This window comes from Kitasatospora sp. NPDC093679 (assembly GCF_040683455.1).
In the GTDB taxonomy this organism is placed as follows: Bacteria; Actinomycetota; Actinomycetes; order Streptomycetales; family Streptomycetaceae; genus Kitasatospora; species Kitasatospora arboriphila.
This window is the reverse complement of record NZ_JBFBDW010000048.1, coordinates 35,544-61,636: the sequence shown is the minus strand read 5'-3', so window position 1 is coordinate 61,636 and position 26,093 is coordinate 35,544. Positions and strand designations below refer to the sequence as shown.

Here is a 26,093-nt window from a genome sequence, read left to right as displayed (position 1 = left end):
CCCCGCCCCCGCACCGCGCCCGCGGGGGGCCCGGCGGCGGGTCGGGGTCGGCGGTGGCCGGGGGGCCGGTCGGGGCGTCGCTGTCCACGGGGGCGTCCCGGTCCTCGGCTGCCGCCCCCGGTTCGCCGCCGGGCCCCCCGCGGGCCGCCCCGGAGTCCACCGGCCCCCTGCCGCCGCCGGACGTCGTCCCGCCGCCGCCCCGGGAGGACGCCCCGGCGACCGCCGGGGCACCGCCGCCCCCGGCCGAGGAGATCGCCCCGCCGGGTGCCCCGCCCCGGGCAGCCGGCCGCGACGCCGTCGAGAAACTCCTCGCCGAGGGCCTGACCAGGGCCGTCGACCTCACCTCCGGCTACGGAGGGCTGGTCTACCTGCCGTCCCCCGACCACCGCTCGCTGGTGCTCAGCACCGTCGTCGGCGTCCCGCTGCCACTGCTCAGCGCCTTCCGGCGGATCGCCGTGCCAGCCCCGCTGCCCCCCGCCGAGGCCTTCCGCTCCGGCCGCACCATCGTCCTCGCCGACCCCGACGAGACCATGCGGCGCTTCCCCCGCCTCGCGGTCGGCCTGCCCTACGCCTTCTCCTTCGCCGCCGCACCGATCGCCACCCGCGAGGGAACCCTCGGCGTGCTGTGCGTGCTGTGGCCCAGCACCGAGGCCGGCCTGCCCGGCGGCGCCCGCCGCCAGCTGCGCTCCTCCGCGAACCGGATCGCCGCCTCGCTCGCCCCGTACGGCGAACTGGCCGCCGCCGACGAGCCCACCGTCGTCCAGCTCCCGCCGCCGTCCGGGCCGGCCACCCGGGTCGGCGTCTTCGACTGGGACATCCCCGGCCGCACCATCGCCGTCGACCCGGAGCTGGAGGCCATCCTCGGCCTCGCCCCCGGCTCCTTCGACGGCCGGCTCGCCACCCTGGTCGAACGGCTCTCGCCCGAGGACATGCCGCTGCTGCGCGAGGCCGCCCGGCGGGCCGCGGCCGACGGCCGCCCCTTCGACCGGCAGGTCCGGGTCCGCGACCCGCGCGGCGGCCACCGCACCCTCGACCTGCGCGGCCGCCGGGTCGCCGACGGCACCCACCTGGTCGTCGTCGTCCTTGACGACTCCGCGGGCTCCGCCGCCGTCGCCGCCGTGGAGCGCCTGCGCGACGGCGTCTTCGCCCTCGACGCCGAGGGCATGGTCGTCTACGTCAACCGCACCGCCGAGATGTTCCTCCACGCCCGCCGGGACGAACTCCTCGGCCGGCACCCCTGGGACGTGCTGCCCTGGCTCGGCGACCCCGCCTACGAGGACCGCTACCGCGCCGCGATGCTCTCCCGGCGCCCGACCGCCTTCCTCGCCTGCCGGCCCCCCGACCACTGGCTCGCCTTCTCGCTCTACCCCGACGCGCACGGCGTCACCGGCCGGGTGGTCGCCGCCGCCGAACCGGCCGACCCGCACACCGCCGTCCTGCCGGAGGCCCCGCCCGCCGCCCCCGCCAGCCTCGGCGCCACCTACCACCTGCTGCAGCTGGCCAGCGCCCTCACCGAGGCGGTCTCCGTCCAGGAGGTCTGCAACACCGTCCTGGAGCAGATCCTCCCCGGCTACGGCGGCCAGGAGCTCGCCCTCTACCTCGCCCAGAACGGCCGGATGCACCTGGTTTCCCAGAGCGGCTACCCCGAGGGGTTCCTCGACCGCTTCGAGGCCACCCCGCTCGGCGCCCGGCTGCCCGGCACCGAGACCCTGATCGCCGGCACCCCGCTCTTCTTCCAGTCCTCCCGCGAACTCCTCGACGCCTACCCCGGCATCCCGCAGGACGAGATGCGCGCCTGGGCCTTCCTGCCGCTGATCGCCTCCGGCCACCCCATCGGCAGCCTGATCCTCGGCTTCGAACAGCCCAGGACCTTCACCCCCGAGGACCGCGTCCAGCTGACCGCGCTCGGCGGCCTGATCGCCCAGGCCCTGGAGCGGGCCCGGCTGTACGACGCCGAGTTCGCGCTCGCCCGCGGCCTCCAGCAGGCCCTGCTCCCGCACCGGCTGCCCGCCGTGCCCGGCATCGCCATCACCGCCCGCTACCTGCCCGGCACCCGCGGCATGGAGATCGGCGGCGACTGGTACGACGTCATCGCCACCCCGCACGGCCTCTGCCTGGTCATCGGCGACGTCGAGGGCCACAACGTGGGGGCCGCCGCCACCATGGGACAACTGCGCAGCGCCGTCCGCGCCTTCGCCTCCGGCGGCAGCCCGCCCGCCGAGGTGCTGGTGCGCACCAACCACCTGATGGCCGACCTCGACCCGGGCCTGCTCGCCAGCTGCTGCCTGATCCACCTCGACCCCTCCGACGGCCGCGGGCACGGCGTCCGGGCCGGCCACCCGCCGCCACTGCTGCGCCGCCCGGACGGGCGCACCGACCTGGTCGACCTGGAGGGCGGACCGCTGCTCGGCGTCGACCGCTCCTCGCACTACCCCACCACCCGGCTGCACCTCCCGGTCGGCTCGGTGCTCGCGCTGTACACCGACGGCCTGGTGGAGACCCCGTCCACCTCCATCGACCAGGGCATCGACGAACTCCGCAGCGCGCTCGCCCACGCCGGGCCCGTCCTGCCCGCCGCACCCGCGGCCCGCGGCGGCGCACCGGACGGCGACGGCCGAACCGACGGCACCCGCACCCTCGACGGCCTCGCCGACCGGCTGGTCGGCCGCGCCCGCCGGACGGCGCAGCGGCCCGACGACATCGCCCTGCTCCTCGTCCGGCGGGAGTAGCCCGCCGGGCCCGCCGGGACCGGAGCCGCCGGTTCCCCGACTTTGGTCGCGGCGGAGAGCGACGGAGGATGGTCGCGGCGCCCGGGGGGCGGCCCGCTAGCCTCTGCGCGTGACCACCAAGCCGACCGCCCGCCGCCTGGCCGGCGTCCTCCCGGCGGAGTTCCTCCCGACCGCCCCCACCAGGGCCGACCTCACGCCGCGGGCCCTGGCGCGCCGGGCCCTGCCCGGCCCCTGGGGCGCCCGGCTCGTGGTCCGGGAGTGCGTCGCCGCGCTGTTCGTCGGCGGGCTGGGCGGGCTGATCCAGCTCGCCGACTCCGGCCGCGGCGCGGCGCTCGCCACCGGCCTCGCGGCGGCGGCGCTCTGCCTGCTGCGCCGGGGCCTGCCCGGGGCCGTGCTGGTGCTCACCGGCGCGGCGATCGGCGGGTACGGCGGGTTCCTGCCCCTCCTGGTGCTGGCCGGCTGGTCCGCCGGGTACCGGATCGCCCGTCCCCCGGTGCTGACCGCCGTCTTCTGCCTCGCCTTCAACGCGGTCGTCGCCTTCTCGCTGGGCCTCAACACCGACGGCCTGCCCGTCCGCGCCAACCTGGTCGTCTCCTCGGTCGGCTTCCTGCTGCTCGCCGTGCTGCCCGCCGTGGTGGGCCGCTACCGCGCCCAGCGCCGCGCGCTGCTCACCGCGGTACAGGAACGCAACGCCCAGCTGCTGCGCGAGCGGGCGATGATCGCCCATCAGGCGCGGCTGCGCGAGCGCCACCGGATCGCGCAGGACATGCACGACAGCCTCGGCCATCAGCTCGCGCTGATCGCCGTGCACACCGGCGCGCTGGAGGTGGACCGCAGCCTGACCGGGCCGCAGCGCGAGGCCGTCGGCGTCCTGCGCCGGGCGGCGACGGGTGCGATGCGCGAGCTGCGCGAGGTGGTCGGGCTGCTGCGGGACGACACCCTGCCCGAGGCGGGCGGCGTCGAGGCCGTCGAGCGGCTGGTCGAGGCCTCCCGGGCGGCGGGCGCCGCGGTGGCGCTGACACGGGCCGGCGAGCCGCGGCCGCTGCCGTCCGCCTCGGGGCACGCGGCGTACCGGATCGTCCAGGAGGGGCTGACCAACGCCCACAAGCACGCGCCCGGGGCGGGGATCACCGTCTCGCTGCGCTACGAACCGGACGCCCTGGTGGTGGAGGTGCACAACGGTCCGCCGCCGGCCGGCGCCGACGGGGCCGTCCGCGGCGGCCAGGGACTGACCGGCCTGCACGAGCGGGCCCGGCTGCTCGGCGGCATGGTGCACGCCGGTGCCGCGGCGGGCGGCGGCTTCCGGCTGGCCGGCGTGCTCCCGTACGACGGTGCCGGGCGGCCCGAGGGCGCGGACGCGGACGCCGGGCCGCCGGACGACCTGGGCCTCGACCTGCCGGTGCCGCCCGACCCGACGCCGCGCCGCAGCCCGGCACTGGGCTGCGCGGTCGGCGCCGGACTCGTGCTGCTGGCCTCGGTCGGTGCGCTGGTCTGGGCCGTGGTCACCTTCCTCCACATGCTCGACAACGCCACGCTCCAGCGGGAGACCTTCGACGCGCTGACCGTCGGCAGCTCCGAGCAGGAGGTGCGCCGTCAGCTGCCGCCCGGCAGCCGGCAGTTGACCAACGACTACCGGCACCAGGGGCCGCCGGTGCCGGCCGGTGCCTCCTGCTCCTGGTTCGTCTCCGGCGAGGACGCCGACGCCCTGGAGACGGAGACCGTGCTGAGGCTCTGCTTCCGCGACGGCCGGCTCGTCGAGAAGCAGCACTACGCTGCCGGGTGACCGACCGTGACCCCCACCGGGAGACCCCAGACGTGATCAAGGTCCTCGTCGCCGACGACGAGCCGCTCATCCGGGCCGGTATCCGGATGATCCTCACCTCCGCCGACGACATCGACGTGGTGGCCGAGGCCGCCGACGGCCGCGAGGCGCTGGAACTCGCCCGCGCCCACGCGGCGGACGTGGTGCTGCTCGACATCCAGATGCCGGTGATGGACGGGCTGAGCGCGCTGGCGGAGCTGCCGCGGGCCGCGCCCGGCGCGCGGGCGATCGTGCTCACCACCTTCGGCGAGCGGGAGAACGTGCTGCGGGCGATCTCCTCCGGCGGCGCCGGGTTCCTGCTGAAGGACACCGCCCCGGGCGAACTCATCCAGGCCGTCCGGGCGGCCGCCGGCGGCAACGCCTTCCTGTCGCCCGCCGCCACCCGGCACATCGTCGACAGCCTGGCGGCCGGCCCGGCCGCCGCCCGCGGGGAGGCCGCCCGCCGGCGGCTGGCCGTGCTCACCGAACGCGAGCGCGCGGTGGTCGACCTGCTCGGCGAGGGCCTGTCCAACGCCGACGCCGGTGCCCGGCTGCACATGAGCGAGGCCACCGTGAAGACCTACGTCAGCCGGATCCTGGCCAAGCTGGAGTGCGACAACCGGGTGCAGGCCGCGCTGCTCGCCCGCGACGCGGGGCTCTGACCAGGCGCCCTCCGGGGCCTCAGGCCTGTGGTTGGAGGACCCCGCCGAGCCGGGCCTGCGCCCGGTCGAGGTCGCGGTTGAGCTGGGCCCGGAGGGCGGGCAGCAGCGCGAGCGCGGCCCGGGCGGCGTCCGCGGTCGGCTCCGGGTCGGCCTCGGCGGAGGTGACCGCGGCCCGCAGCGGCATGGTGGTCAGCGCCGTCTCCCAGGCCGCGCGGTGCACCCCGGCCGCGTACCGGGAGGTCAGGTACTCGAGCGGGGTCAGCGCGACGCCGTCGGCGTCGTCCGGTCCGGCCAGCCGCTCGCTCGGCAGCAGCCAGGCGATGCCGTCCCGGGCGATCAGTTCGAACGCGCGGGACTCGTCGGGCACCGCCCACGGGCCGCCGCCGTCGGGCGTGGCGGCGGCCAGCAGCCGGTCCAGCATCGCGGCCTCGCGCGGTCCGGCCGTGCGGTCCGGATGCTCCTGGTCGGCGAGCAGTTGGGCCAGGTGGTAGCGCTGGCCCCAGCTGCCGACCCAGCGGTGCATGGCACCGGCCCGGGTCTCCCGGAGGGCCGCCAGCGCGAGGGACCGGGTGGTCAGGTCGCGCCGGACGAGCACGCCCTCGGACTCCGGGCCCAGCCGGCGCAGGGCCGACTGCACGGTGGCCGGGGTGGGGCCGTCGTACCAGCGCAGGGTCCAGCAGCGGCGGACGGGGTCGTACTGCGGCTCGAAGGCGGTGCGGTACTGCACGCCGAGCCGGTCGGCGAGCCGGCGCAGTCGGGGCCTGCGCCGGGGTGAGGGGGTGGGCATGGCTGCACAGTAACCAGCACGCACCGGCGCGCGACGCGACGCGCGCGACCCCTCACCCCGCTGGGCGCCCCCCACCCGGCCCGAGGGGTGAACGCCCCGGCGCGGTCGTATCCTGCTGTCCCCGTGCGGGCGGCCATCAGGGGCCCCACGCGCCCCTGTGCGGCATCCGTACGCCTTTGAAGACGCGGCGCTAGGTCGCGAAGTCGATGTCCTTCAGCCGCAGCGCGCCCGTCTGGTCGAGCAGCACGGTGGAGGTGCAGCCCGCGAGCGGCCCGTCGGCCGAGGCGAGGCGGGCGTGCAGCCGGTCGGTGGCCCAGCGGTGCCGGGCGAAGGCGTAGGCGGACACCCTGCGGCCGCGTTCCCGCTGGCCCTGGGCGGCCTCCTCGGGGCTCGCGTCCAGCATCAGCAGGTGCAGCCGACGCCCCTGCGCGGCCGCCGTGCGCGCGATCCACCACCGCACCCAGGGCAGCGTGCCGCAGTCGTGCACCACCAGCGGCCCGCCGGACCGCAGTGCCCGGTGCAGTTCGCGGTAGTGGTGCAGCCGCACCAGCGGCCGGTAGAGGGCGTACGGCAGGGACGGCAGCCGCTCCTCGTACCGCTCGCGCGAGTGCTGGGAGTCGACCACCGGGGCCCGTGAACAGCGCCTGATCAGGGTGGACTTGCCGCTGCCCGGCAGGCCGGAGACGACGACCACGTCCTCGGCCGGGTAGCGCAGCGCGCCCGGCACCGGCCGGCCGCGCAGGTCGTGCAGGCCCGCCGGGCGCAGCACGCCCGGTGCGGTCCGTGCCGTGCGTGCTTCGGTCCCGGCCCCCGCCGCGGGCCCGGTACTGACGGTTTCGCGCACCGCCCCCTCCTTCCGGTACCCGTGCCCTACCCGGAACGGGACAAGGCCTCACCAAGAGAGGGTAATGCGATCACCCGGGCCCGAGGGGTGCCGTTCCGTGCCGTGACCCGGCTGTGGTGTGCTGGAACGGCTTCGGGGCGACCCGGTGACGTCCGCGCCCGGGCGGGCCCGGATCTCGTGCCCGGCCCGCCCGGTGACACCCCGTCGGGCGCCCGGGGCGACGGTCGGCCGGCCGCCCGGAGGGCCCTCCCGCGGGGACGCTCCGTGCGCGCACCGGTCGTCGGCTGTGACCGGCTTGTAGCCGTTCGCGGACGACTTGGGCGATCTTGCCCGGATGGTTCGTGGCATCCTGGAGCGCTGTGGCCGGGCCGACGGTGCCCGACCGGGGGGAGGGGAGTTGCGGATGAGGTTCTGCTTCCTGGTCGAGGAGCACTACCGGAACGACGGCATGCCGCTCGACGTGGTGCGGCAACTGACCGCGTGGGGCCACCGGGTCGACGTCGTCCGCCCGGGCAGCTCGCTGCTCGACCTCGGTGAGCTGGTGCGCGCCGGCGACCACGACGCCTGGGTGCTCAAGACCGTGTCCGGCGGCCCCGGCCTCGGCCTGCTGGAGTCCGCCGCCGCGGTCGGCCTCACCACCGTCAACGACGCCCGGGCGATCCGGCCCGTCCGCGACAAGGCCCAGGCCGCCGTCATCGCCGCGCACCGCGGACTGCCCGTCCCCATCACCTGGGCGGCCGCCCGCTGGGAGGACTTCGGCGGGATACCCGACGCCCACTACCCGCTGGTCGTGAAGCCGGCCGACGGCAGCTCGGGCCGCGCCGTCCACCTGGTGGAGCGTCCCGAGGAACTCGCCCGGATCGGCGCCGACCTGGGCGGCGAGGGCCTGCTGATCGCCCAGCCGTACGTGCCCAACACCGGCGTCGACCTCAAGGTGTACAGCGCGGGCGGCGAACTCTTCGCCACCGAACGGACCTCACCGCTGCACCCGCACCACCCGCACCGCGAACGGCCGGTGGCCCTCGCGCCGGAGGTCGCCGCGGTCGCCGCCCAGGTCGGCGAGGTGTTCGGCCTGGACCTGTACGGCGTCGACATCCTGCTCGGCCCGGACGGCCCCGTCGTCGTCGACGTCAACGACTTCCCGAGCTTCCGTGCCGTCCCGCAGGCCGTCGCCCGGGTCTCCCGCGCCGTCCTCCGGCTGGCCCGCAGCGGCTCCTCCTGGCCCTCGGTGGCCGCGGTGCCGCCGCAGGGCGTCGCCGGGACCCTGCCGGCCGCGGTCGGCGGCGCCGCGTGAGCGCCCGCGCGCACGTCAGGCTGCTCACCGCCGACCCGGACCATCCGCTGCTGGCCGCCACCGCCGCCCTGCTGCGCGCCGGCGGCCACGCGGTCGACAGCCAGCACCCGGACGCCCCCGAGCGGCCCGGTGTGCCGGACGTCTGCCTGCTCAAGGCCCGCACCCCGCAGGCGCTCGCGCTGGCCGCCCGGCTGGAGGAGCGCGGGGTGCCGGTGCTGAACCCGGTCGCCGCCACCGCGTTCTGCCAGGACCGGCAGCGGATGGCCGACCTGGCCCTGGCGGCCGGGCTGCCCTTCGCGCCGACCCGGACGGCCGACCTCGCCGCACTGGACCGGGCCGTTGACGGGCCGGTGGTGGTGAAGAGCCTGCACAGCCGCCGCGGTGACCTGGTCGCGGCCGTCCATGACGCCGCCGACGCCCGCCGGCTCGCCGCGCAGTGGCCCGGGGAGCCGGTGGTCGTCCAGCCGCTGGCCCGCAACGACGGCTGGGACCACAAGCTCTGGGCGGTCGACGGAGCGCTCTTCGCCGAGCGCCGCCGCTCCGAACTCGCCGCGCCGGCCGCCGTCGCGCGGGAGGAGCTGCCGGTCGCCGCACTGCCGGACGGCTGGCCGGAACTGGTCCGCACCACGGGCGAGGTCTTCGGACTGCAGGTGTACGGGGTGGACGTCCTCGACGCTCCCGACGGGCCGTTGATCGTCGACGTCAACGCCTTCCCCGGCATCCGCGGGCAGGTCGGCGCCCCCGAGGCGCTCGCCGCCCTCGCCACGGCCGCCGCCGAAGGCCGGCTCCCCGCCGGAGCCCGGGCCGCCTGAGCCCGCGGAGGTCCGACGCCGGGGCGGATGCCGCCGTCAGACCGCGTTCACCAGGCGGTCGGCCGGACCTCGAAGCCGGTCAGGCCCTCCGGCGGCTCCTCGGAGACCCGGCGCTCCTCGACGACCGCGCGGCTCGGGCCGCGCCCGCACCACTCCACCAGGCGCTCGACCGCCGCCGGCTCGCCCTCGAAGACGGCCTCCACCCGCCCGTCCGGCAGGTTGCGCACCCAGCCGGCGACACCGGCCGCGACGGCCTGCTGCCGGCAGGTGTCGCGGAAGAAGACGCCCTGCACGACCCCGGCCACCATCACACGTCTACGGATCACGCCTGCCAGGTATACCCGATCCCGGCCGGCCCCCGTGGTGCCGCCGCGCCGCGGGCCGGGCCCGGCGGGGTCGACGTCCCGTCAGGGGCGGCCCCGTGCACGGCCGGACCGGACGGCGGAATTCCGGCCGGACGATTCGAGCCGTTCTCGGAAATTGTCCGGGAAGTGATCGGAAATTCACCGGGGCGGCGCCGGGGAGCGGGAATTGAACGCCGTCGGGGAATGGGAAAGGCCGGGGCAGCCGATACGGCTGCCCCGGCCCGTTCGTCGGTGCGGGTGGGGGATCAGGCCACGGCCGGGCTGAGCTTCGGGTTCGGGCCGTAGGAGTTGGCCTCGGGCTGGCCCTCGGTCGCGGCGAAGACGATGAGGACGATCGCGCCGATCAGCGGGACGAGCCCGATCAGGATCCACAGGCCGGGCCGGCCGGTGTCGTGCAGGCGGCGGACGGTCACGGCGAGGCTGGGGACCAGCACGGCGAGGCCGTACAGCGCGGTGAGCAGCGAGGTGTCCAGCAGGCTGCCGACGATCGCCAGGACGACGTAGATCGCGAAGTTGACCAGGGCGAACATCCAGTATTCCTTGCGGCGTGCCCGGCCGCCGAAACCCGCGTAATTCTTGAGCACAGCCAAGTACCAGTCCACGTCAGTTGTCCCTGTTTTCGTACCGATTGGGTTGGGGGGAATGTAGTGGTGGGGGTGATGGGCGGTCAAGAACTTTTTCAACAGGTGGGGGAAGCCTTTCGATCCGGGTCGACACAGGGCTGTAACCCGGTCGCAGCGGCCCCGACAAGCGGCCCCACTAGGCTGGTGGCACACCCGTCACAGGCCCACGCCCCGTACCCCGAGGAGGACCGTGCGCCGCCCCCTGCCGCACCCCGCGGCCGCACCCGGCTGGCTGCTCCACCCGCTGCGCTGGCAGCGCGGGCCGGTGCCGTGGGCCGCGGTCGCACGAGGCGCCCTGGGCACCGGCCCGGTGCTGGCGGTGTGCCTGGCCGCCGGGCAGCCGCAGGTGGGCGTGCTGGCCGGACTCGGGGCGATGTTCGCCGGCATCAACGACCGTCCCGGCACCTGGCGCAGCGGGGTGCTGCACATGGCCGTCCCCGCCCTCGCGGGCGCGCTCGGCCTGCTGGTCGGGCAGAGCGCCGGGGCGGGCGCCCGGGTGCTGCCGGTGCTCGCCCTGGTGGGGCTGGTGTCGGGCGCGGTCAGCGTGGCCGGCCCGGTCTGGTCGCTCGCCGGTCTGCAACTGCTGGTGCTGACCGCCGTCGGCGGCGGCATGCAGCTGACCGTCCCCGCCTGGCTCGGCGCCTCGGCCTTCCTGGCCGGCGCCGCCTGGCTGCTGCTGCTCCGCCTGACGGTGCGCCGGCCCGGCCGCCGGCTGCACGACGAACGGGCCGCCGTCGCCGGCGTGTACGACGCGCTCGCCGACGCACTGGAGGCGGTCGGCACCCCGGCCGCCGAACCGGCCCGCCGCGCCCTGACCGCCGCCCTCGACCGGGCCGACGAAGCGCTGCGGCTGCGGGCCCTGATCCGGCTGCCGGGGCCCGGCCGTCCCGCCGTCGACCTGCGGCTCGCCGCCCGGCTCGGCACCGCCGCCGCGCTCTGCGAGGCCGCCGTCGCCCTGCTCTGGGAGGGCGAGCCGCTGCCCGCCCGGATCGCCGACGGACCGCGCCGCCTGGCGGAGGCCGTCCGGGGCGACACCACCCCCGGCCCGCTGCCCGCACCGGTCTCCGACACCCCGGCACGCAGCGCCTTCGACCGCGCCGTGCTGGAGGCCGGCGTCGCCTTCGGCGCGGCCGCCCCCGGGGCGCCCCCGCCGCCGGCCCGGCGCCCGCTGGTCCACCCGGCCGGCCCCGCGGGCCGCGAGTACGGCCTGCGGGTGGCGGCGTGCGTGACCGTCAGCACCGGCGTCGCCCTGCTGCTGCACACCGGCCACTGGTACTGGCTGCCGGCGACCGCGGCCTTCCTGGTCAAGCCCGACCTCGGGCCGCTGTTCTCGCGGGTGGTCAGCAGGTTCGCCGGCACCGCCGCCGGGGTGCTGGCCTTCGTACCGCTCGCGGGGCTGCTCACCGGCCGCTGGTGGCCGGCCGCGGCGGTCGCCCTCGGCGCCGCCCTGGTGCCGCTCGCCGTACGGCACTTCGCCCTCCAGACGGCCGTCGTCACGGTGACCGTGCTGAGCTTCGTCTCGGTCGGCGGCGACCGGCAGGCCGCGGCCTCCCGGTTGGCCGACACCGCCGTCGCCTGCCTGCTGGTGCTGCTCGTCGGCCACCTGCCGAGGCTCGCCGACACCCAGGCGCGGGTCGGCCACCGCTCCGCGCACGCCCTGCGGCACACCCGCCGCTACCTGCAGCACGTGCTGGCCGGCGGGCCGGGCGATCCCGACGGGCACCCCGCCGGGGACTCCGCCGGGCACGCCGCCGAGCAGCGGGCCGAACTGCGCCGCGCCGCCTACCAGGCACTCGCCGAGGCGCGGACCGCCGCCGAGACCGCCGCCGCCGAACTGCACACCGGCCGCGGCCCCGACTGGCTGGGTGTCACCACCGGCGCCGAACGGATCGTCGACGCGGCCACCGCCTGCGCCGTCCGGCTGGAACACGGCGCCGCCCGGCCGGCCGCCCCGGCGGCCCGCCGGGTCACCGAGGCCCTGGACGCCGTCGCCGACGCCCTCGACGGCCGCGGCGACGCACCCGGCAGCCGCCCGGCCCTCGCCGACCTGCCGCCCGACTGCCTCACCCTCAACGACATCGTCACCGAACTCCGCCGGATCCGGACGCTCACCACCGCCGCCTGACACCCCGGCGGCAGCCGGCGCGGGCCCGGACGCTAGCATTCGGTGCGAACACGCCCGATCCCGGCCGGACCGGCGGAAATCCCCCGGGCCGCCCTCACCCCCGGATCGGCGCGGCCCTCCGGCGGTCAGCGGCGACCGCCCGCCGTCCAGCGAAGCCGCCGCACCGGCGGCGCACCACGGAGCCCCTCATGCGCCCAGCGCCGCCCGCCGATCCGACCCGGTCCGAGGGCGGGGGCCCGGCGCTCGCCGCCCTCGCCGTCACCGCCTTCGCCATCGGCACCACCGAGTTCGCCGCGATGGGGTTGCTGCCGCACATCGCCGACGGCCTGCACGTCTCGATCCCGCGGGCCGGCTGGCTGGTCTCGCTGTACGCGCTCGGCGTGGTGATCGGCGCACCGCTGCTCACCGCCCTGTGCGCCCGGCTGCCGCGCAAGGCGGTGCTGGTCGGACTGACCGGCCTGTTCACGGTCGGCAACCTGCTCTGCGCGATCGCCCCGAACTTCGCCTTCCTCGCCGCCGCCCGCCTGATCACCGGCCTGCCGCACGGCGCGTTCTTCGGCGCCGGCGCGGTCGCCGCCGCCGAACTCGCCGCCCCGCACCGCCGGGCCCGCGCCGTCTCGGTGATGTTCTCCGGCCTCACCGTCGCCAACATCCTCGGCGTGCCCGCGGCGACCCTGCTCGGCCAGCAGCTCGGCTGGCGGGCCGCGATGCTCGTCGTGGTGGCGATCGGCGGGCTCGGCGCCGCCGCGATCGCCCGCTTCGTCCCGCCGCTGCCCAGCCACCCGCAGGCCGGCCTGCAGCACGAGCTCTCGGCCTTCCGCAGCGGACAGCTCTGGCTCGCCCTGGCCACCGTGGTGGTCGGTTGCGCAGGCCTGTTCGCCTGCTACAGCTACATCACCCCGCTGCTCACCGAGGTCTCGGGCTTCGCCGACGGCTCGGTCACCCTGGTGCTCGCCCTGTTCGGCGTCGGTTTCACCATCGGCAACGCCGTCGGCGGATGGGCCGCGGACCGGGCGCTGCGGCCGAGCATCTGCGCCGCCTTCCTGCTGATGGCACTCGCCCTGGGCGGCTTCGCGGTGACCGCGCACGCCGAGTGGTCGGCGGCCGCCACGGTCGTGCTGATCGGCGTCTTCGGGTTCGCGGTGGTGCCGACCGTGCAGACCCTGGTGCTGCAGAAGGCCAGGAACGCGCCCACGCTCGCCTCCGCCACCGTGCAGGGCGCCTTCAACCTCGGCAACGCGCAGGGCGCCTGGCTCGGCGGTCTCGCCCTGAGCGCAGGCTGGGGCTGGACCTCGCCCACCCTGGTCGGCGCGGGGCTCGCGCTGGCCGGCTGCGCGATCGCCACGGTCTCCTGGGCGGTGGACCGCCGCGCCGGCGGACCGGCCGCGGCGGTCGCCGGTGCGGTGGTCGAGGCGCCGCAGCCGGTGCCGAACTGACGGCCCGCCGGGGCCCGCGGTGCGGGCACCGGCAGCACGGGCAGCCCCGGCAGCACCGGGGCAGCACCGCTCACACGCCCGCGCCCGGTTCAGTCGAGCGGGGCGACCAGTTCGCCGGTCGCCGCGAGGTGCACCGTCAGCGCCTCGGTCGGGCACATCTCGGCGGCCTCGGTCAGCCGGTCCGACGCCTCGGCCCGGGCGTGCCGGGGCACCGCCCGGCCGTCCGGGCCGAGCAGCACGTCCGCCGGGGCCGCCGCCGCGCACAGCCCGGTGCCGACGCAGCGGATCCGGTCCACCCGGACCTCGAGAGCGCCGGCGTCCCCCGCCGCGGTGCTCACCAGGCCACCGCCAACCGCTGCGGGCTGCGGGTCAGCAGGCCGCGCCGCCACCCGATCGCGTCCGGCGCGTCCACCAGCCGCAGCTGCGGGAAGCGGCGGGCCAGCCCGTGCAGGGCGAGTTCCAGCTCCATCCGGGCGAGCCAGGCGCCGAGGCAGTGGTGCGGACCGGCGCCGAAGGTCAGGCTCGGCGTGTCGAGCGCATCGAACAGCGGGATGCCGTCGGGGTAGACCGCCGGGTCGTGGTTGGCCGTGCGGGCGTCCGCCGCGACCACGCTGCCGGCCGGGATCAGCACCCCGCCGATCTCCACGTCCTCGACCGCGCGGCGCAGCAGCCCGGGCGCCGTCTCCTGGTCGCCGAGCGGCACCGCGCGCAGCAGCTGTTCGGCCGCGGCGGTGGCGTCCGCCTCGCTCGCGCCGATCCGGGCCCAGCCGTCGGCGCCGTCGGAGAGCAGGTAGACCAGGGCGTTGCCGAGCGAGGTCATGGTGGTCTCGTGGCCGGCCACGACCAGCCCGCAGACCAGTGAGACGAGTTGCGCCTCGGTGACGCCCTCGGTGCGGTCGGCGGCCTCGACCAGGCTGCTCACCAGGTCCTCGCCCGGGTCCTTGCGCCGCTCGTCGACGACCTGCTGCCCGAACCGGCCGAACTCCTGCATGGCCTGCCGGATCTCCTCCGCGGTGTACGCGGTGGCCGACAGCGCGTGGTCGCTCCAGCGGCCGAGCCGCTCGTAGTCCAGTCCGTCCAGGCCCATCAGCCGGCTGATCACCGCGACCGGCAGCGGACGGCTGAACGCGCCCACCACGTCGGCGGGCGACCCGGCCGCCTCCAGGCCGTCCAGCAGGTCCTCCACCACCGAGCCCACCCAGGGCCGCCAGCGGGCGATCGAGCGCGGGGTGAAGGCGCGCTGCACGGTGCGGCGCAGCCGCTGGTGCGCCTCGCCGTCGAGGTTGAGGACGGCCTCCGGGTCGTCCAGCAGGTTCGGCACCAGGGTGGTGGCGGGGGCGTCGGGGGCGAACAGCGAGGCCCGGTCGAGGCGCGGGTCGGCGAGCAGTTTGCGGACGTCGGCGTGCCGGGTCACCACCCAGACGGGCGTGCCGGTGGGCAGGGCGGCCAGTCGCGGCGGGCCGGGTTCGGCGTGGCGCAGGCAGTGCAGCGGGACGAGGGCGGGCATGTCGGGGGCCGCGGCGTTCGCGGTGGTCATCCGGTCCTCCAGGCGTCGGCGCCCGGGCGTCCGCCTGCGCACACCGCAGGCGGACGCGTGGTCCGGGCGTTCACTCGTGCTGGTGCGCGGTCGGTGGGCGTGCGGGTGCCGCGGCCGCGGCACCCGTCCCGACACCCGACCGTACGGGTACGTCGCACGTGCCGGAAGGACGCGAATCGGCCATCGGTGGACCGGAGTCCGCCGATGGCCGACGCCGTCTCAGATGCCGGTCTCCGCGGGCAGCCGGCCGGACCGGACGGCGGCCAGCAGCTCGGCGTGGTCGGCCTCGCTGCGGTCCGCGTACGCGACGGCGAAGTCCGCCATCGCCACGTCCAGCTCCTCGCTCTTGCCGCAGTACCCGGCGAGCAGGGCCGCGTCCGCGGTGTGGGTGTGCGCCCGGGCGAGCAGCGCGCCGGTCAGCCGGCCGTAGTCGTCCAGCTGGTCGGGGCGCAGTGCGGCCGGGTCGACGCTGCCCTTGCGGTTGCGGAACTGCCGCACCTGGTACGGGAGTCCGTCGACGGTCGTCCAGCCCATCAGCACGTCGCTGACCACCTGGATGCGGCGCTGGCCGAGCACCACCCGCTGGCCCTCGTGCACCGGCAGGCCGGAGACGGCGAAGCCGGCCCGGGCCAGGTGCGGCAGCAGCACCGAGGGCCGTGCCTCCTTCACCTGCAGCACCAGCGGCTGCTCGCGCTGGTCGACCAGCAGCACCACGTACGCCCGGGTGCCGACACTGCCGGTGCCGACGATCCGGAACGCCACGTCCTGCACGCTGTAACGGCTCAGCAGCGGCTGCATCTCCGGCGCCACGGTCGACAGGTAGGCGGCCAGCGAGCCCGCCACCTCGGCCGTCTCGGCCTCCGGCACCCGGCTGAGCACCGGCGGCGCGGGGGTGAACCGCCAGCCGCCGTCGTCCTGACGGACCGTCGACTTCGCCGCGAAGCGCGCACTGGTGTTGCGCAGCGCCTTCTCCGCCACCGCCTCCAGCACCCCGGCGAGGTCGTGCGCCTCGGCGAAGGCGACGAGGTGCTCGTCGGCGATCGCGTTCCAGGCGTCCAGCGCGGGCAGCTTCGCCAGCTTGCGCACCGTCTTGCGGTACGAGGAGGAGGCGTGGAACGCGGCCTGCCGGCAGACGTCCTCCGAGGCGCCCGCTTGGCGGCCGGCCAGCACCAGACTGGCCGCGAGCCGCTTCAGGTCCCACTCCCACGGACCGGGCGCGGTCTCGTCGAAGTCGTTGATGTCGATGACCAGCCGGCCGCGGGCGTCGCCGTAGAGGCCGAAATTCGCCGCGTGCGCGTCACCGCAGAGCTGCGCGACCACGCCCGACACCGGGGTGTCGGCCAGGTCGTGGGCCATCAGCCCGGCCGACCCGCGCAGGAAGGCGAACGGCGAGGCCGCCATCCGTCCCACTCTTATCGGCACCAGGTGCTCCAGGCGCCCGATGTTGGCCTCGTCCACCGCCTCGGCCACGGTCGGCCGGTCGGCCGACACCTCGAAGCGGGCGTGCGCCGCCCGCGGAGCCCGCTCGCGCAGCGCCCTGCCGCGCTGCTTGCCGTCCCCCTGAGGGGGCCATGGCGCGAACCCCGGTACCGCCCGTCCCAAGATCGCCCCACCCGCCGTCTGCTCGGCCAACCCTGCCACCGGCACTCCGTCTCCTCTGGCTGATCACGCTACTGCAGCCCAGCACGCTACCGCCGGAGGCTCCCCGGCAGGCAGCGGGGACGTCCCGGGTCCGTAACATGCAGGTCATGGCCCATGACCTGCGCGCGCTCGACGACGCCTACCTCGCCTTCTGGCGGGAGTACCAGCTGTGCACCTTCACCACGCTGCGACCGGACGGCACGCCGCACGTGGTGCCGGTGGGTGCGACCTTCGACCCGGAGACGCTCACCGCCCGGGTGATCAGCAGCCGGACGAGCCGCAAGGTGCGCAACGTCGTCGAGGCCGGCCCGGAGGGCGCCCGGGTGGCGCTCTGCCAGGTCGACCGGGCACGCTGGGCCACCCTGGAGGGCGTGGCGACGGTCAGCCGGGACCCGGACAAGGTGGCCGAAGGGGTGGCCCGCTACACCGAGCGCTACCGCCCGCCGCGGGTCAACCCGGACCGCGTGGTGATCGAGATCCGGGTCGACCGCGCCCTCGGTCGGGCCTGAGCACCCTCTTCCGGGAACGCACCGCGCCCCGCCCGCCCGGCCGGGAGCCGGGTGAGCGGGGCGCGGTTCTGCGCCGGTGCTCAGCCCACGTTGACCGCCGACCAGGCGGCGGCGACCGCCGCGTACTCGGCGCTGCCGGCGCCGTACAGGTCGGTCGCGGCCTTGAGGGTGGCCGTCCGGGCACCGGAGTAGTTGGTGGTGGACGTCATGTAGACGGTCAGCGCCCGGTACCAGACCTTGCCCAGGGCGTCCCGGCCGATCCCGCCGACCGTCGACCCGTTGCAGGTCGGGCTGTTGTACGAGACCCCGTTGACCACCTTCGCGCCGCTGCCCTCGGCCAGCAGGTAGGCGAAGTGGTTGGCCACGCCCGAGGAGTAGTGCACGTCGAGGTTGCCGACGCTCGAACTCCAGCAGTCCGCCGACTTGGTGTCCCTGGAGGGCTGGTCCATGAAGCGCAGCGCGGGCTTGCCGAAGCCGGGCTGCACGATCTCCTCGCCGATCAGGTAGTCGCCCGGGTCGGACGCGTTGGCCGCGTACCACTCGACCAGCGTGCCCATGATGTCCGAGGTCGCCTCGTTCAACCCGCCGGACTCGCCCGAGTAGTTGAGCTTCGCACTGCGCGAGGTGACGCCGTGCGACATCTCGTGCCCGGCGACGTCCAGCGACACCAGCGGCCCGAAGGTCGAGCCGTCGCCGTCGCCGTACGTCATGCAGAAGCAGCTGTCCTGCCAGAAGGCGTTGTTGTAGTTGCTGCCGTAGTGCACCCGGTTGTACGAGCCCTTGCCGTCACCGGCGATGCCGGAGCGGCCGTGCACGTTCTTGTAGTAGTCCCAGGTGGTGTTGGTGCCGTACTGCGCGTCGACGGCGGCGGTCGCCCGGTCGGAGTTGGCGCCGGTGCCCCAGTGGTTGTCGGCGTCGGTGAACAGCGTGGCGGGCGCCCGGCTGAAGCAGATCGAACCGAAGCACAGGTCGGTCTTGTTGGCCGCGTCGCCGGTGTAGGTGTTGCCGCGGGTCGGGTCCTTCAGCTGGTAGCTGCTGCCGGAGGCGGTCGTCTCCAGCGGCACCGTCCCGCCGTACAGCGAGGCGCCGTCGCCGGCCGCGGTCTCCAGGCCGTCCCAGGCGTCGATCCGGGCGCCCGTGCGGGCGTCGGTCAGCACCGTCCGCGCCACCGGGTTGCCCAGGTAGTCGGTGCCGGAGGCGGTGGTCTGCCAGGCCAGCCGCGGCTTCCCGGAGCGGGCGTCCACCACCAACTGCGGCTGCGCGCCCTGCTGGACGGTGGTCCGGCCCGGCACGGCACGGACGAGCTCGCCGTTCGCCTGCGCGGCCGCGGCCTCCTTCGGGACGGACGGCGTGGTCGACGGCACCGCCAGGTCGGTGCTCGCCGCCCGGTCCGCGCCGCGGTAGGAGCCGTCCGGGCCCAGGTGCACCACCAGGTCGCCGCCGAGCACCGGCAGGCCGGCGTAGCTGCGGTCGAACCGGACGTGCCGGCTGCCGTCGGCATCCGTGACGACGTCCCGGACGGAGCTGGACTGCCGTTCGGTGACGCCGAGTTGGGCGGCGTGCGAGGCCATCGCGGCCTCGGCCCGGGCCACCGCGGCCGCCTGCGGCCCCGGCGTCGGACGGTCGGTCGCACCCGCCGCCGGCGAGGCGACGGACACCAGTGCACCCGCCACGACGGCGACGGCGGTGGCCACGGCAGTGCTGCGGGGAATGCGCATCGTGCTCCTCGGAGTGTGGGGAGGTACGGGCACCGCGAGGGGTGTGCACGGCGCCCGGGGAGCGTTGGCGCTGAACCTGAGAGGGGGTCACGGCGGGAGGGTGCCGCCGGAGTACGTTGTTTTACATGTCCAGGACAGTTCCCGTAAAGACCGCCTGCATCGATGAGCCGTCAGGGGCGGTGCCCCGCACAGTGCTCCGGTCCTACGTCCTCCGCCGGAGCGAAGGCGGGCCTTCCGCCCGGTGCCGGGGCCTGCGGCAGCGGCCTACCGTGATCGGCATGGACATCCCCGAGCACTACAGGAACGCGGTCGTCCCCCACGTCATGGTCGACGGAGCCGCCGCAGCGATCACCTTCTACGAGGCCGCGTTCGGAGCCTCCGAGCACGTCCGGCTGGAGGGAGAGGGCGGCCGCATCGTGCATGCGGAGATCGGGATCCACGGCGCGACCCTGATGCTCGGTGATGCCGACGCCCCGTTCACCACGCCGGACGCGGCCGGGGCGTCCGTCGCCCTGCACGTCCACGTGCCGGACGTCGACGCCCTGAGCGCCCGGGCCGTGGACGCCGGCGCGGAACTCCTCGCACCGCCCGCGGACATGCCGTACGGCGCCCGCCAGGCGATGCTCCGCGACCCGTTCGGCCACGTCTGGATCCTCCTGACCCCGATCTCCACCTGAGCCAGTGCGTCCCCGGCGCGGCCCTGCGGCGCGAGGAGCGGTCCGACCCGCAGAGCCAGGCGTGCCGACTCACCCGAACGCCGTCGGCTCCGGCCCGAGGCGGAAGGCGGACGGGTGCGGCCGTGGCGGGCGGCGAACCGGTGGGTCAGGTGCGCGTGGTCGGTGAAGCCCGCCATGGCCGCGACCTGGCCCAGCGGCAGGGCCGTCCGGCGGACCAACTGCCCGGCCACGTCCAGCCGGACACCCAGCACCTCCGCCTGGAACGTGCTCCCGCCGCGGGCCGGTTCACGCTGCAGCGTCCGCGGCGAGAGCCGCACCGCGCCCGCCGCCACCGACAGCCGCCACCGACAGACGCCACCCGGCGGCCGGATCCCGCCGTACCGCCGCCCGCAACCGCTCCACCGCCCCGCGCGGCCGGATCACCCGGTGTTCCCGCGCCCCGAGCCGCGCCCGGTGCACCTGGACCGGCAGCCTCACTTCCGGCCGCCCATCGGTCCCAGGTAGAGGTAGTCCGCCTGCCCGGTGCGCCGCGCCCGGTCCACCGACTCCAGGAAGCGCATCCGCCGCGGGGTGAGTTCGGCGGCCCAGTCCGCCATCGGCAGCACCTGGAAGCCGGTGTGCTCGGCCGGGTCGGTGCGGACGGCCGCGAGCCGGTCGGCGTCCAGCGCCCCGCCGTCGAAGACGAAACCGATCTTGAACGGCAGCTCGCCGACCGGCGGCGCGAACATCACCGTGAGCAGCCGGCCCGGCTCCTCCGGCAGCACCAGACCGGTCTCCTCCCAGGTCTCCCGCCGCGCACAGCCCCACGGATCCTCGCCGAAGTCCAGGTTCCCGCCGGGCAGCTGCCACAACTCGGGGTCGTAGACGGACCGCAGCATCAGCGGATTCCCGTCCGCGTCGGTGAGATGGGCGGCGGCGAACACCGTGCCGTGCGGAAGCGTCCGGACGAACTCCGCGGTCGGCAGCAGTTCCACAGCAGCCCCCTCCTGGCCGGGGCTCACTCGCCGGGGTAACGCACCCCGATCCGGTCCCGGACCGCGTCCAGCGTACGCATCACCGCGATCGAACCGTCCAGTGGCACCAAGGGCGACTCGGTCAGCCCGGCCCGCAGGCAGCGGACGACCTCCGCCGCCTCCCACCCGTACCCGTGGCCCTGCCGCGGCGCCGCCCGGAACTCCTCGGACTCGCGGCCGTCCCGGTGCAGCACGAAGCCGTCCGGGTGGAAGAAGTCGCGCTCGATCTCGATCCGGCCGGCCGACCCCTGGACGCTCGCCCGCTGGCCGCTCCGCGCCGTCAGCGAGCAGCCCAGCAGGGCGGTGGCCCCGCTCGGGTGGCCGAGCACGATCGCGGTGTTGGCGTCCACGCCCTGCGGGGTGAGCTGCGCCCAGGCGTGCACCGACTCGGGCGCGCCGAGCAGCAGTTGGGCGAAGGCCACCGGGTAGACGCCGAGGTCGAGCAGGGCGCCGCCGCCGAGGGCCGGGTCCCAGAGCCGGTGCGCCGGGTCGAACTCCGCCGGGAAGGCGAAGTCCGCGTGCACCGACCGGATCTCGCCGATCGCGCCGTCCGCGACCAGCTCGGTGATCCGGCGCACCGTCGGGTCGAGGTAGGTCCACATCGCCTCCATCAGGAAGAGCCCGCGCTTGCGCGCGGTCGCGACCAGCTCCTCCGTCTGCGGGGCGCTCAGCGTGAACGGCTTCTCGCAGAGCACCGACCTGCCGGCGTCCAGCAGCAGCGACGTCGCGCCGTGGTGGTGGGCGTGCGGGGTGGCCACGTACACCACGTCCACGTCCGGGTCGGCCGCCAGCTCCCGCCAGCTCCCGTACGCGCGGGGCACGCCGAAGCGGTCGGCGAAGGCGCGGGCGCCCTGCTCGGAACGGGAGGCCACCGCCAGCAGTTCCGCGCCCTCCACGTGCAGCAGGTCCTCGGTGAAGGAGGCGGCGATGCCGCCGGTCGCGAGGACGCCCCAGCGGATCGGACGGTCGGCGGCGGGCTCCATGCTGCTGCTCCCTGGGTCGGTGGTACGGCTCGGGAGGCGCGGCAGGGCCGGGCGGCGCCCGGAGGCGGACACCACGGCAAACGCTCTCCGATCGCCGGTCAGCCTAACCGGCGGCGACCGGCGGCCGGGACCCCCGTCCGCCCACCGGTCACCGCCGGAGCACTCAACCGTCGGCGGCGACGACCTCCACGACCGCGGACAGCGGCACCTCGCCGCAGGACGGCCCGACCAGCACCGTGAACACGCCCTTCTCGGCCAGCCAGCGGCGCTCCTCGACCGACCAGTGGGCGAGCGCCCGCGGTGCGACCTCGATCCGGGCCTCCACCCGCTGCCCGGGCTCGGCCCGGACGGCCGCGAACCCGGCCAGCCAGCGCACCGGCCGTTCCACGGCACTGCCGGGCCTGGCCAGGTACACCTGCACCACTTCGCGGGAGGCCCGCCGGCCGGTGTTGCGCAGCACCGCCCGGACGGTGAACCCGGCGCCCGGTGCGAGGTGCTGCGGCACCTCCACCGCGAGGTACTCCCACTGCCCGTAGCCCAGCCCGTGGCCGAACCAGTACGCGGGCTCGGCGCCGGCCCGCAGCCAGCCGCGGTGGCCGAGGTGCAGGCCCTCGCGGTAGGCGAGCACGCCGTCCCGGGGGCGGGTGCCGGGGACGGCGGGCCCGGCGCCGGTGGCCGGCCAGGTGGCGGGCAGCCGGCCGCCCGGTTCGGCGCGGCCGAAGAGGACGTCGGCCAGTCCGTCGCCGCCCTCCTGGCCGGGGAACCAGCCGAGCAGCACCGCTGCCGCCTCGCCGCGCCACGGCATCAGCACCGGTCCGCCGGAGGTGACCACCGCGACCGTGGCCGGGTTGGCCGCCGCCACCGCGGAGACCAGGGCGTTCTGCCCGTCCGGCAGGTCGAGGGTGCTGCGGTCGAATCCCTCGCTCTCGTGCTGCTCGGAGGTGCCGACCACGACGATCACGGCGTCGGCCCCGCGGGCCAGTCCGACGGCCGCGGCGAGCTCCTCCTCGGGTGTGCCGGCCGGGGCGTCCGCGGTCAGCGCGACGACCCGGCCGTGGCCGGGCTCCACGATCCGCCGGGCCGCCACCTCGGTCTCCTGCCCGGCCGCGAGCTCGACCTCGGCCTGCCGGAACGACGGCGTGACGTGCAGGTACGTCGGGTCGTCGGACTCCGGGGCCGTGTAGCAGTCGAGCACCGTCCCGCCGTCCACCCGCAGCCGGACGGCGCCTAGCCCGACCACCCCGAGCCGCCAGCGTCCGGAGGTGCCGACCCGCAGCACCGTCCGCAGGTCGACGCTGTGCAGGGCGGTGAGGTCGACCGACTCGTCGACCTCGAAGGAGCGCCCGCTCGGCCGGTCCTCGGTGTGCAGCACCTGCCCGGCGGCGTCCAGGAAGCGGACGTGGACGCCGGGCCGGCCGGTCACCGGGTTGCGGCAGTCGCCGGCGGCGACCGGGGTCGGGCGCACCGAGCTCCGGACGCCGGGCGCGTGGACGACCTCGACGCCGGGCGGGAGCGCGGCCCGGACGCCGTCCAGCGGCGACACCACCGAGGCCGGGTAGACCGAGGCGCTACCGCCGCCCTGGATCCGCGCGGCGGCCGCGCCGGGACCGAGGACGGCGATCCGGCGCACCCGGGCCGGGTCCAGCGGCAGCAGCCCGCCGCGGTTGGTCAGCAGCACGGCCCCGGCGGCCGCGGCCCGGCGCAGCAGCGCGCGGTCCCGCTCCGGGCGGGCCGCGACCGGGGGCCGCGCGGGGGCGCCCTCCAGGGCGCCGACCCGCCGGGCCAGCCGGAGCAGCCGGCGCACCTTGTCGTCCAGGGCCGCGGCCGGCACCCGGCCGGTGCGGACGGCCTCGGCGAGCCGCTCGCCCCAGTGCTCGTTGGGGCCGGGCATGGCGAGGTCGACGGCGGCCGCCCCGGCGGTCCCGGTGCTGCGGACGGCCCCCCAGTCGGAGACCACCAGGCCGTCGAAGCCCCACTCGCCCTTGAGCGGCTCGGCCAGCAGCGGACTCTCGCTCATGGAACGGCCGTTGACGCCGTTGTACGCCGACATCACCGCCCACACCCCGGCCCGGACGGCGGCCTCGAAGGGGGCGAGGTAGACCTCGCGCAGGGTGCGTTCGTCGATCGCGGCGTCCAGGGTGAGCCGCTCGGTCTCGGACTCGTTGCCGACGTAGTGCTTGGCGGTCGCGGCGACCCCACCGCCCTGCACCCCGCGGACGTACGCGGCCCCGATCCGCCCGGTGAGCAGCGGGTCCTCGGCGAAGCACTCGAAGTTCCGGCCGGCGTACGGGGAGCGGTGCAGGTTGAGGGTCGGTGCGAGCAGCACGTCGACGCCCTTGCGGCGGGCCTCGGCGGCGAGCAGCGTGCCGAGCCGTTCGACCAGTTCCTCGTCCCAGCTGGCGGCCATCGCCGTGGGGGAGGGCAGCGCGAGGGCGGTGTCGGTCTCGTCCCAGCGTTCGCCGCGGACGCCGATCGGGCCGTCCGAGGTGACGATCGGCCGCAGCCCGAGGGCCGGTTCGGCGCTGGTGCGGAAGGTGCCGCCGCCGGAGACCAGGCGGGCCTTGCGTGCGGTGTCGAGGACCTCGGGTCCGACGGCACCGAGGGCGCCGGTGGCGCGGGTGGCGTCGGGTGCGTCGGGTGCGGGGGAGTCGGGGAAGCGGCCGGCGGTGTCGATGGCGGTCAACTCTTCACCGCTCCCTGCATGATGCCGTCGATGATCTGGCGTCCCATCAGGAGGAAGGCGGCGATCACCGGCAGGCTGGCGACCAGGGCGCCGGTGAGCACGAGGGAGTAGTCCTTGATGTAGCCGCTGGCCAGCTCGGAGAGGGTGAGCTGGACGGTGGGGTTCTGCTGGGTCATGACGACCTTGGGCCAGTAGAAGTCGTTCCAGGTGGCCATGAAGGTGAGCATGCCGAGCACCGCCGTCGCGGGCCGGGCGGCGGGCAGTGCGACGTGCCAGTACAGGCCGCGGGTGGTGCAGCCGTCCATCCGGGCGGCGTCGAGGAGTTCGTCGGGCACGGCGGTGACGAAGTACTGGCGCAGGAAGAACACGCTGAAGGCGTTGGCGACGGCCGGCACGATCAGCGCCTGCAGGTGGTCGGCCCAGTGGAACCAGTTCGCCATCATGATGTAGAGCGGGATGATGCCGAGCTGGGTCGGCACCATCATGGTGGCCACCACCGAGGCGAGCAGCGGGTTCCGGCCGCGGAAGGGCAGCTTGGCGAAGGCGAAGCCGGCCAGTGAACTCGTCAGCACCACGCAGGCGGTGACGGTCGAGGAGACGACCAGCGAGTTCAGCAGCGCGAGGCCCATGTCGGTCTGCCGGAACGCCTCGCCGATGTTGTGCAGCAGGTTGCCGCCGGGCAGCAGTACGGGCGGCACCCGGTGCACGTCGGTGTTGTTCCGGGAGGCGGCGACGACCGTCCAGTACAGCGGGAAGACGGACAGCACCACGCCGACCGCGAGGGTGGCGTACACGCCCCTGCCGGCGGAGAGTTGGCGGTTGCGGCTCACGAGGCGTCGGCCCCCTTCATCCGGCGGGCGGCGAGCAGGTTGACGGCCACCACGACGACGATGAGCAGGAACATCGCCCAGGAGACCGCAGCCCCGTAGCCGTACTTGAAGCGGCCCCAGAACTGGTTGTACGAGTACAGCGCGAGGGTCTGGAACTGGTGCTGGGAGCCGCCGGTGGTCGGGTCCTGCTGCTGGCCGAAGAGCATCGGCTCGCCGAACAGCTGCAGGGCGCCGATGGTGGAGACGATGACGGTGAACAGGATCGTCGGCCGCAGCATCGGGATCGTGATCGACCGGAACTGCCGCCAGCGGCTCGCCCCGTCGATCGCCGCCGCCTCGTAGAGCTCGAAGGGCACGGACTGCATCGCGGCCAGGTAGATCAGCGCGTTGTAGCCCGTCCAGCGCCAGGTGACGATCGCGGAGATGGCCGCCCAGGAGGAGAGCGTGCCGGCCTGCCAGTCGATCCGGTCCACGCCGAACAGCCCGAGCACCCAGTTGACCAGGCCGAAGTCCCGGCCGAAGAGCTGGACGAAGATCAGGGTGACGGCGGCGACCGAGGTGACGTTGGGCAGCAGCACCCCGAGCCGGAAGAACGTGCGGCCGCGGATCCGGTAGTTCAGCAGGTGTGCGAGGCCGAGCGCGAGCAGCAGCTGCGGGACGGTGGAGAGCACGCCGATGCCGAGGGTGTTCTTCAGCGCGTTCCAGAAGAACGGGTCGTCCAGCAGCCGGCGGTAGTTCTCCAGGCCGACCCAGCTGTTCTCGGTGCCGGGCCGGTCGGCCCGCCAGCCGGTCATCGAGACGTAGCCGGTGTAGAGCATCGGGAACAGCCCGAACACCGCGAACACCACGAAGAACGGGGCGACGTACAGGTACGGGGAGGTGCGGCGCTCGATCCGGCTCCAGCGGGCTGCCGGGGCGCGGGCGGGGCGCAGCGGCGTGTCGGCGGACACGGTCGCGGCCATGGCGGGGGTCTCCTTGCGGGGTGGGCCGCGGTGCCGGCGGGGTCAGGTCCGCGCCGGCACCG

Annotated in this window: 22 protein-coding genes and 1 pseudogene; 9 read left to right on the top strand and 14 right to left on the bottom strand. The window is 75.9% G+C overall.

Going from position 1 to position 26,093, the window contains the following annotated elements; translation table 11 throughout:
* From AB0O09_RS29975 to AB0O09_RS29965, 3 genes are all read left to right on the top strand, one after another.
* Window positions 1–2,729, top strand: a 2,729-nt coding sequence (locus AB0O09_RS29975) for a SpoIIE family protein phosphatase (RefSeq protein WP_363546866.1), incomplete at its 5' end; no start/stop codon positions are given.
* 109 nt (window positions 2,730–2,838) lie between these two features.
* Window positions 2,839–4,512, top strand: coding sequence for a histidine kinase (locus tag AB0O09_RS29970; protein WP_363546863.1), 1,674 nt, complete (start codon window positions 2,839–2,841; stop codon window positions 4,510–4,512).
* 32 nt (window positions 4,513–4,544) lie between these two features.
* Complete coding sequence (locus tag AB0O09_RS29965; protein WP_344627734.1) at window positions 4,545–5,192, top strand: response regulator transcription factor; 648 nt, start codon at window positions 4,545–4,547, stop codon at window positions 5,190–5,192.
* A gap of 19 nt (window positions 5,193–5,211) precedes the next feature.
* On the opposite strand, the gene AB0O09_RS29960 is transcribed toward AB0O09_RS29965, so the two are convergent.
* Window positions 5,212–5,979, bottom strand: coding sequence for a hypothetical protein (locus AB0O09_RS29960; protein WP_363546860.1), 768 nt, complete (start codon window positions 5,977–5,979; stop codon window positions 5,212–5,214).
* A 190-nt stretch (window positions 5,980–6,169) separates the two neighbouring features.
* Complete coding sequence (locus tag AB0O09_RS29955; protein ID WP_363546857.1) at window positions 6,170–6,823, bottom strand: AAA family ATPase; 654 nt, start codon at window positions 6,821–6,823, stop codon at window positions 6,170–6,172.
* A gap of 403 nt (window positions 6,824–7,226) precedes the next feature.
* Between AB0O09_RS29955 and AB0O09_RS29950 the strand changes: the two genes are divergently transcribed.
* Together AB0O09_RS29950 and AB0O09_RS29945 are read left to right on the top strand one after the other, a co-directional pair.
* A complete protein-coding gene (locus AB0O09_RS29950) occupies window positions 7,227–8,117 on the top strand; it encodes a hypothetical protein (RefSeq protein WP_363546854.1) in 891 nt (296 codons plus the stop codon).
* Window positions 8,114–8,929: an alpha-L-glutamate ligase gene (locus AB0O09_RS29945; RefSeq protein ID WP_363546852.1), complete on the top strand. Its 816-nt coding sequence runs from the start codon at window positions 8,114–8,116 to the stop codon at window positions 8,927–8,929. The genes AB0O09_RS29950 and AB0O09_RS29945 overlap by 4 nt, the downstream gene beginning before the upstream one ends.
* Window positions 8,930–8,976: 47 nt before the next feature.
* Here AB0O09_RS29945 and AB0O09_RS29940 read toward each other — a convergent pair whose 3' ends face one another.
* Both AB0O09_RS29940 and AB0O09_RS29935 read right to left on the bottom strand, forming a co-directional pair.
* The gene (locus AB0O09_RS29940; protein ID WP_363546850.1) at window positions 8,977–9,255 is read right to left on the bottom strand and encodes an acylphosphatase; all 279 of its coding nucleotides are present in this window, start codon (window positions 9,253–9,255) and stop codon (window positions 8,977–8,979) included.
* Between the two features lie 284 nt (window positions 9,256–9,539).
* A complete protein-coding gene (locus AB0O09_RS29935; protein WP_344627732.1) occupies window positions 9,540–9,896 on the bottom strand; it encodes a DUF805 domain-containing protein in 357 nt (118 codons plus the stop codon).
* A 211-nt stretch (window positions 9,897–10,107) separates the two neighbouring features.
* On the opposite strand from AB0O09_RS29935, the gene AB0O09_RS29930 reads away from it, so the two are divergent.
* Window positions 10,108–12,042: an FUSC family protein gene (locus tag AB0O09_RS29930; RefSeq protein ID WP_363546847.1), complete on the top strand. Its 1,935-nt coding sequence runs from the start codon at window positions 10,108–10,110 to the stop codon at window positions 12,040–12,042.
* A gap of 188 nt (window positions 12,043–12,230) precedes the next feature.
* Complete coding sequence (locus AB0O09_RS29925) at window positions 12,231–13,478, top strand: MFS transporter (protein ID WP_363546844.1); 1,248 nt, start codon at window positions 12,231–12,233, stop codon at window positions 13,476–13,478.
* Between the two features lie 89 nt (window positions 13,479–13,567).
* Here the strand turns inward: AB0O09_RS29925 and AB0O09_RS29920 are convergent, their stop codons facing one another.
* The 3 genes from AB0O09_RS29920 to AB0O09_RS29910 form a co-directional block, all read right to left on the bottom strand.
* Entirely contained in the window at window positions 13,568–13,816 is a 249-nt protein-coding gene (locus AB0O09_RS29920; protein WP_363546842.1) for a ferredoxin, read from the bottom strand.
* On the bottom strand, window positions 13,813–15,015 hold the full coding sequence (locus AB0O09_RS29915) for a cytochrome P450 (protein ID WP_363546839.1): 1,203 nt from the start codon (window positions 15,013–15,015) through the stop codon (window positions 13,813–13,815). The genes AB0O09_RS29920 and AB0O09_RS29915 overlap by 4 nt, the downstream gene beginning before the upstream one ends.
* A 219-nt stretch (window positions 15,016–15,234) precedes the next feature.
* Window positions 15,235–16,656, bottom strand: a complete 1,422-nt coding sequence (locus AB0O09_RS29910) for a DUF2252 domain-containing protein (protein WP_363546836.1) — start codon at window positions 16,654–16,656, stop codon at window positions 15,235–15,237.
* A gap of 107 nt (window positions 16,657–16,763) precedes the next feature.
* Here AB0O09_RS29910 and AB0O09_RS29905 point away from each other — a divergent pair, with 107 nt between their 5' ends.
* Window positions 16,764–17,165: a TIGR03618 family F420-dependent PPOX class oxidoreductase gene (locus AB0O09_RS29905; protein ID WP_363546833.1), complete on the top strand. Its 402-nt coding sequence runs from the start codon at window positions 16,764–16,766 to the stop codon at window positions 17,163–17,165.
* Between the two features lie 80 nt (window positions 17,166–17,245).
* On the opposite strand, the gene AB0O09_RS29900 is transcribed toward AB0O09_RS29905, so the two are convergent.
* The gene (locus tag AB0O09_RS29900) at window positions 17,246–18,883 is read right to left on the bottom strand and encodes a M4 family metallopeptidase (RefSeq protein WP_363546830.1); all 1,638 of its coding nucleotides are present in this window, start codon (window positions 18,881–18,883) and stop codon (window positions 17,246–17,248) included.
* A gap of 278 nt (window positions 18,884–19,161) precedes the next feature.
* On the opposite strand from AB0O09_RS29900, the gene AB0O09_RS29895 reads away from it, so the two are divergent.
* Window positions 19,162–19,560 (top strand): VOC family protein, encoded by a 399-nt coding sequence (locus AB0O09_RS29895; RefSeq protein ID WP_363546827.1) that lies wholly within the window; start codon window positions 19,162–19,164, stop codon window positions 19,558–19,560.
* A 125-nt stretch (window positions 19,561–19,685) separates the two neighbouring features.
* On the opposite strand, the pseudogene AB0O09_RS29890 reads toward AB0O09_RS29895, so the two are convergent.
* The 6 genes and pseudogenes from AB0O09_RS29890 to AB0O09_RS29865 form a co-directional block, all read right to left on the bottom strand.
* A pseudogene (locus AB0O09_RS29890) lies at window positions 19,686–19,877 on the bottom strand (helix-turn-helix domain-containing protein); the annotation flags it as partial.
* 156 nt (window positions 19,878–20,033) lie between these two features.
* Complete coding sequence (locus AB0O09_RS29885) at window positions 20,034–20,534, bottom strand: NUDIX hydrolase (RefSeq protein ID WP_344624090.1); 501 nt, start codon at window positions 20,532–20,534, stop codon at window positions 20,034–20,036.
* A gap of 23 nt (window positions 20,535–20,557) precedes the next feature.
* Complete coding sequence (locus AB0O09_RS29880; protein WP_363546825.1) at window positions 20,558–21,556, bottom strand: Gfo/Idh/MocA family oxidoreductase; 999 nt, start codon at window positions 21,554–21,556, stop codon at window positions 20,558–20,560.
* 163 nt (window positions 21,557–21,719) lie between these two features.
* Window positions 21,720–24,110: a glycoside hydrolase family 3 C-terminal domain-containing protein gene (locus AB0O09_RS29875; protein ID WP_363546871.1), complete on the bottom strand. Its 2,391-nt coding sequence runs from the start codon at window positions 24,108–24,110 to the stop codon at window positions 21,720–21,722.
* 125 nt (window positions 24,111–24,235) lie between these two features.
* The gene (locus AB0O09_RS29870) at window positions 24,236–25,069 is read right to left on the bottom strand and encodes a carbohydrate ABC transporter permease (protein ID WP_363546822.1); all 834 of its coding nucleotides are present in this window, start codon (window positions 25,067–25,069) and stop codon (window positions 24,236–24,238) included.
* Window positions 25,066–26,031: a sugar ABC transporter permease gene (locus tag AB0O09_RS29865; protein WP_363546819.1), complete on the bottom strand. Its 966-nt coding sequence runs from the start codon at window positions 26,029–26,031 to the stop codon at window positions 25,066–25,068. Before AB0O09_RS29865 ends, AB0O09_RS29870 begins: the two co-directional genes overlap by 4 nt.
* Between the last annotated feature and the right edge of the window lie 62 nt (window positions 26,032–26,093).

Bases quoted from the DNA above. Each gene is read 5' to 3' on its own strand.
- AB0O09_RS29900 (WP_363546830.1), bottom strand. From the start codon at position 18,883: ATGCGCATTCCCCGCAGCACTGCCGTGGCCACCGCCGTCGCCGTCGTG.
- AB0O09_RS29925 (WP_363546844.1), top strand. From the start codon at position 12,231: ATGCGCCCAGCGCCGCCCGCCGATCCGACCCGGTCCGAGGGCGGGGGC.
- AB0O09_RS29905 (WP_363546833.1), top strand. From the start codon at position 16,764: ATGGCCCATGACCTGCGCGCGCTCGACGACGCCTACCTCGCCTTCTGG.
- AB0O09_RS29960 (WP_363546860.1), bottom strand. From the start codon at position 5,979: ATGCCCACCCCCTCACCCCGGCGCAGGCCCCGACTGCGCCGGCTCGCC.
- AB0O09_RS29895 (WP_363546827.1), top strand. From the start codon at position 19,162: ATGGACATCCCCGAGCACTACAGGAACGCGGTCGTCCCCCACGTCATG.
- AB0O09_RS29865 (WP_363546819.1), bottom strand. From the start codon at position 26,031: ATGGCCGCGACCGTGTCCGCCGACACGCCGCTGCGCCCCGCCCGCGCC.
- AB0O09_RS29950 (WP_363546854.1), top strand. From the start codon at position 7,227: ATGAGGTTCTGCTTCCTGGTCGAGGAGCACTACCGGAACGACGGCATG.
- AB0O09_RS29880 (WP_363546825.1), bottom strand. From the start codon at position 21,556: ATGGAGCCCGCCGCCGACCGTCCGATCCGCTGGGGCGTCCTCGCGACC.
- AB0O09_RS29915 (WP_363546839.1), bottom strand. From the start codon at position 15,015: ATGACCACCGCGAACGCCGCGGCCCCCGACATGCCCGCCCTCGTCCCG.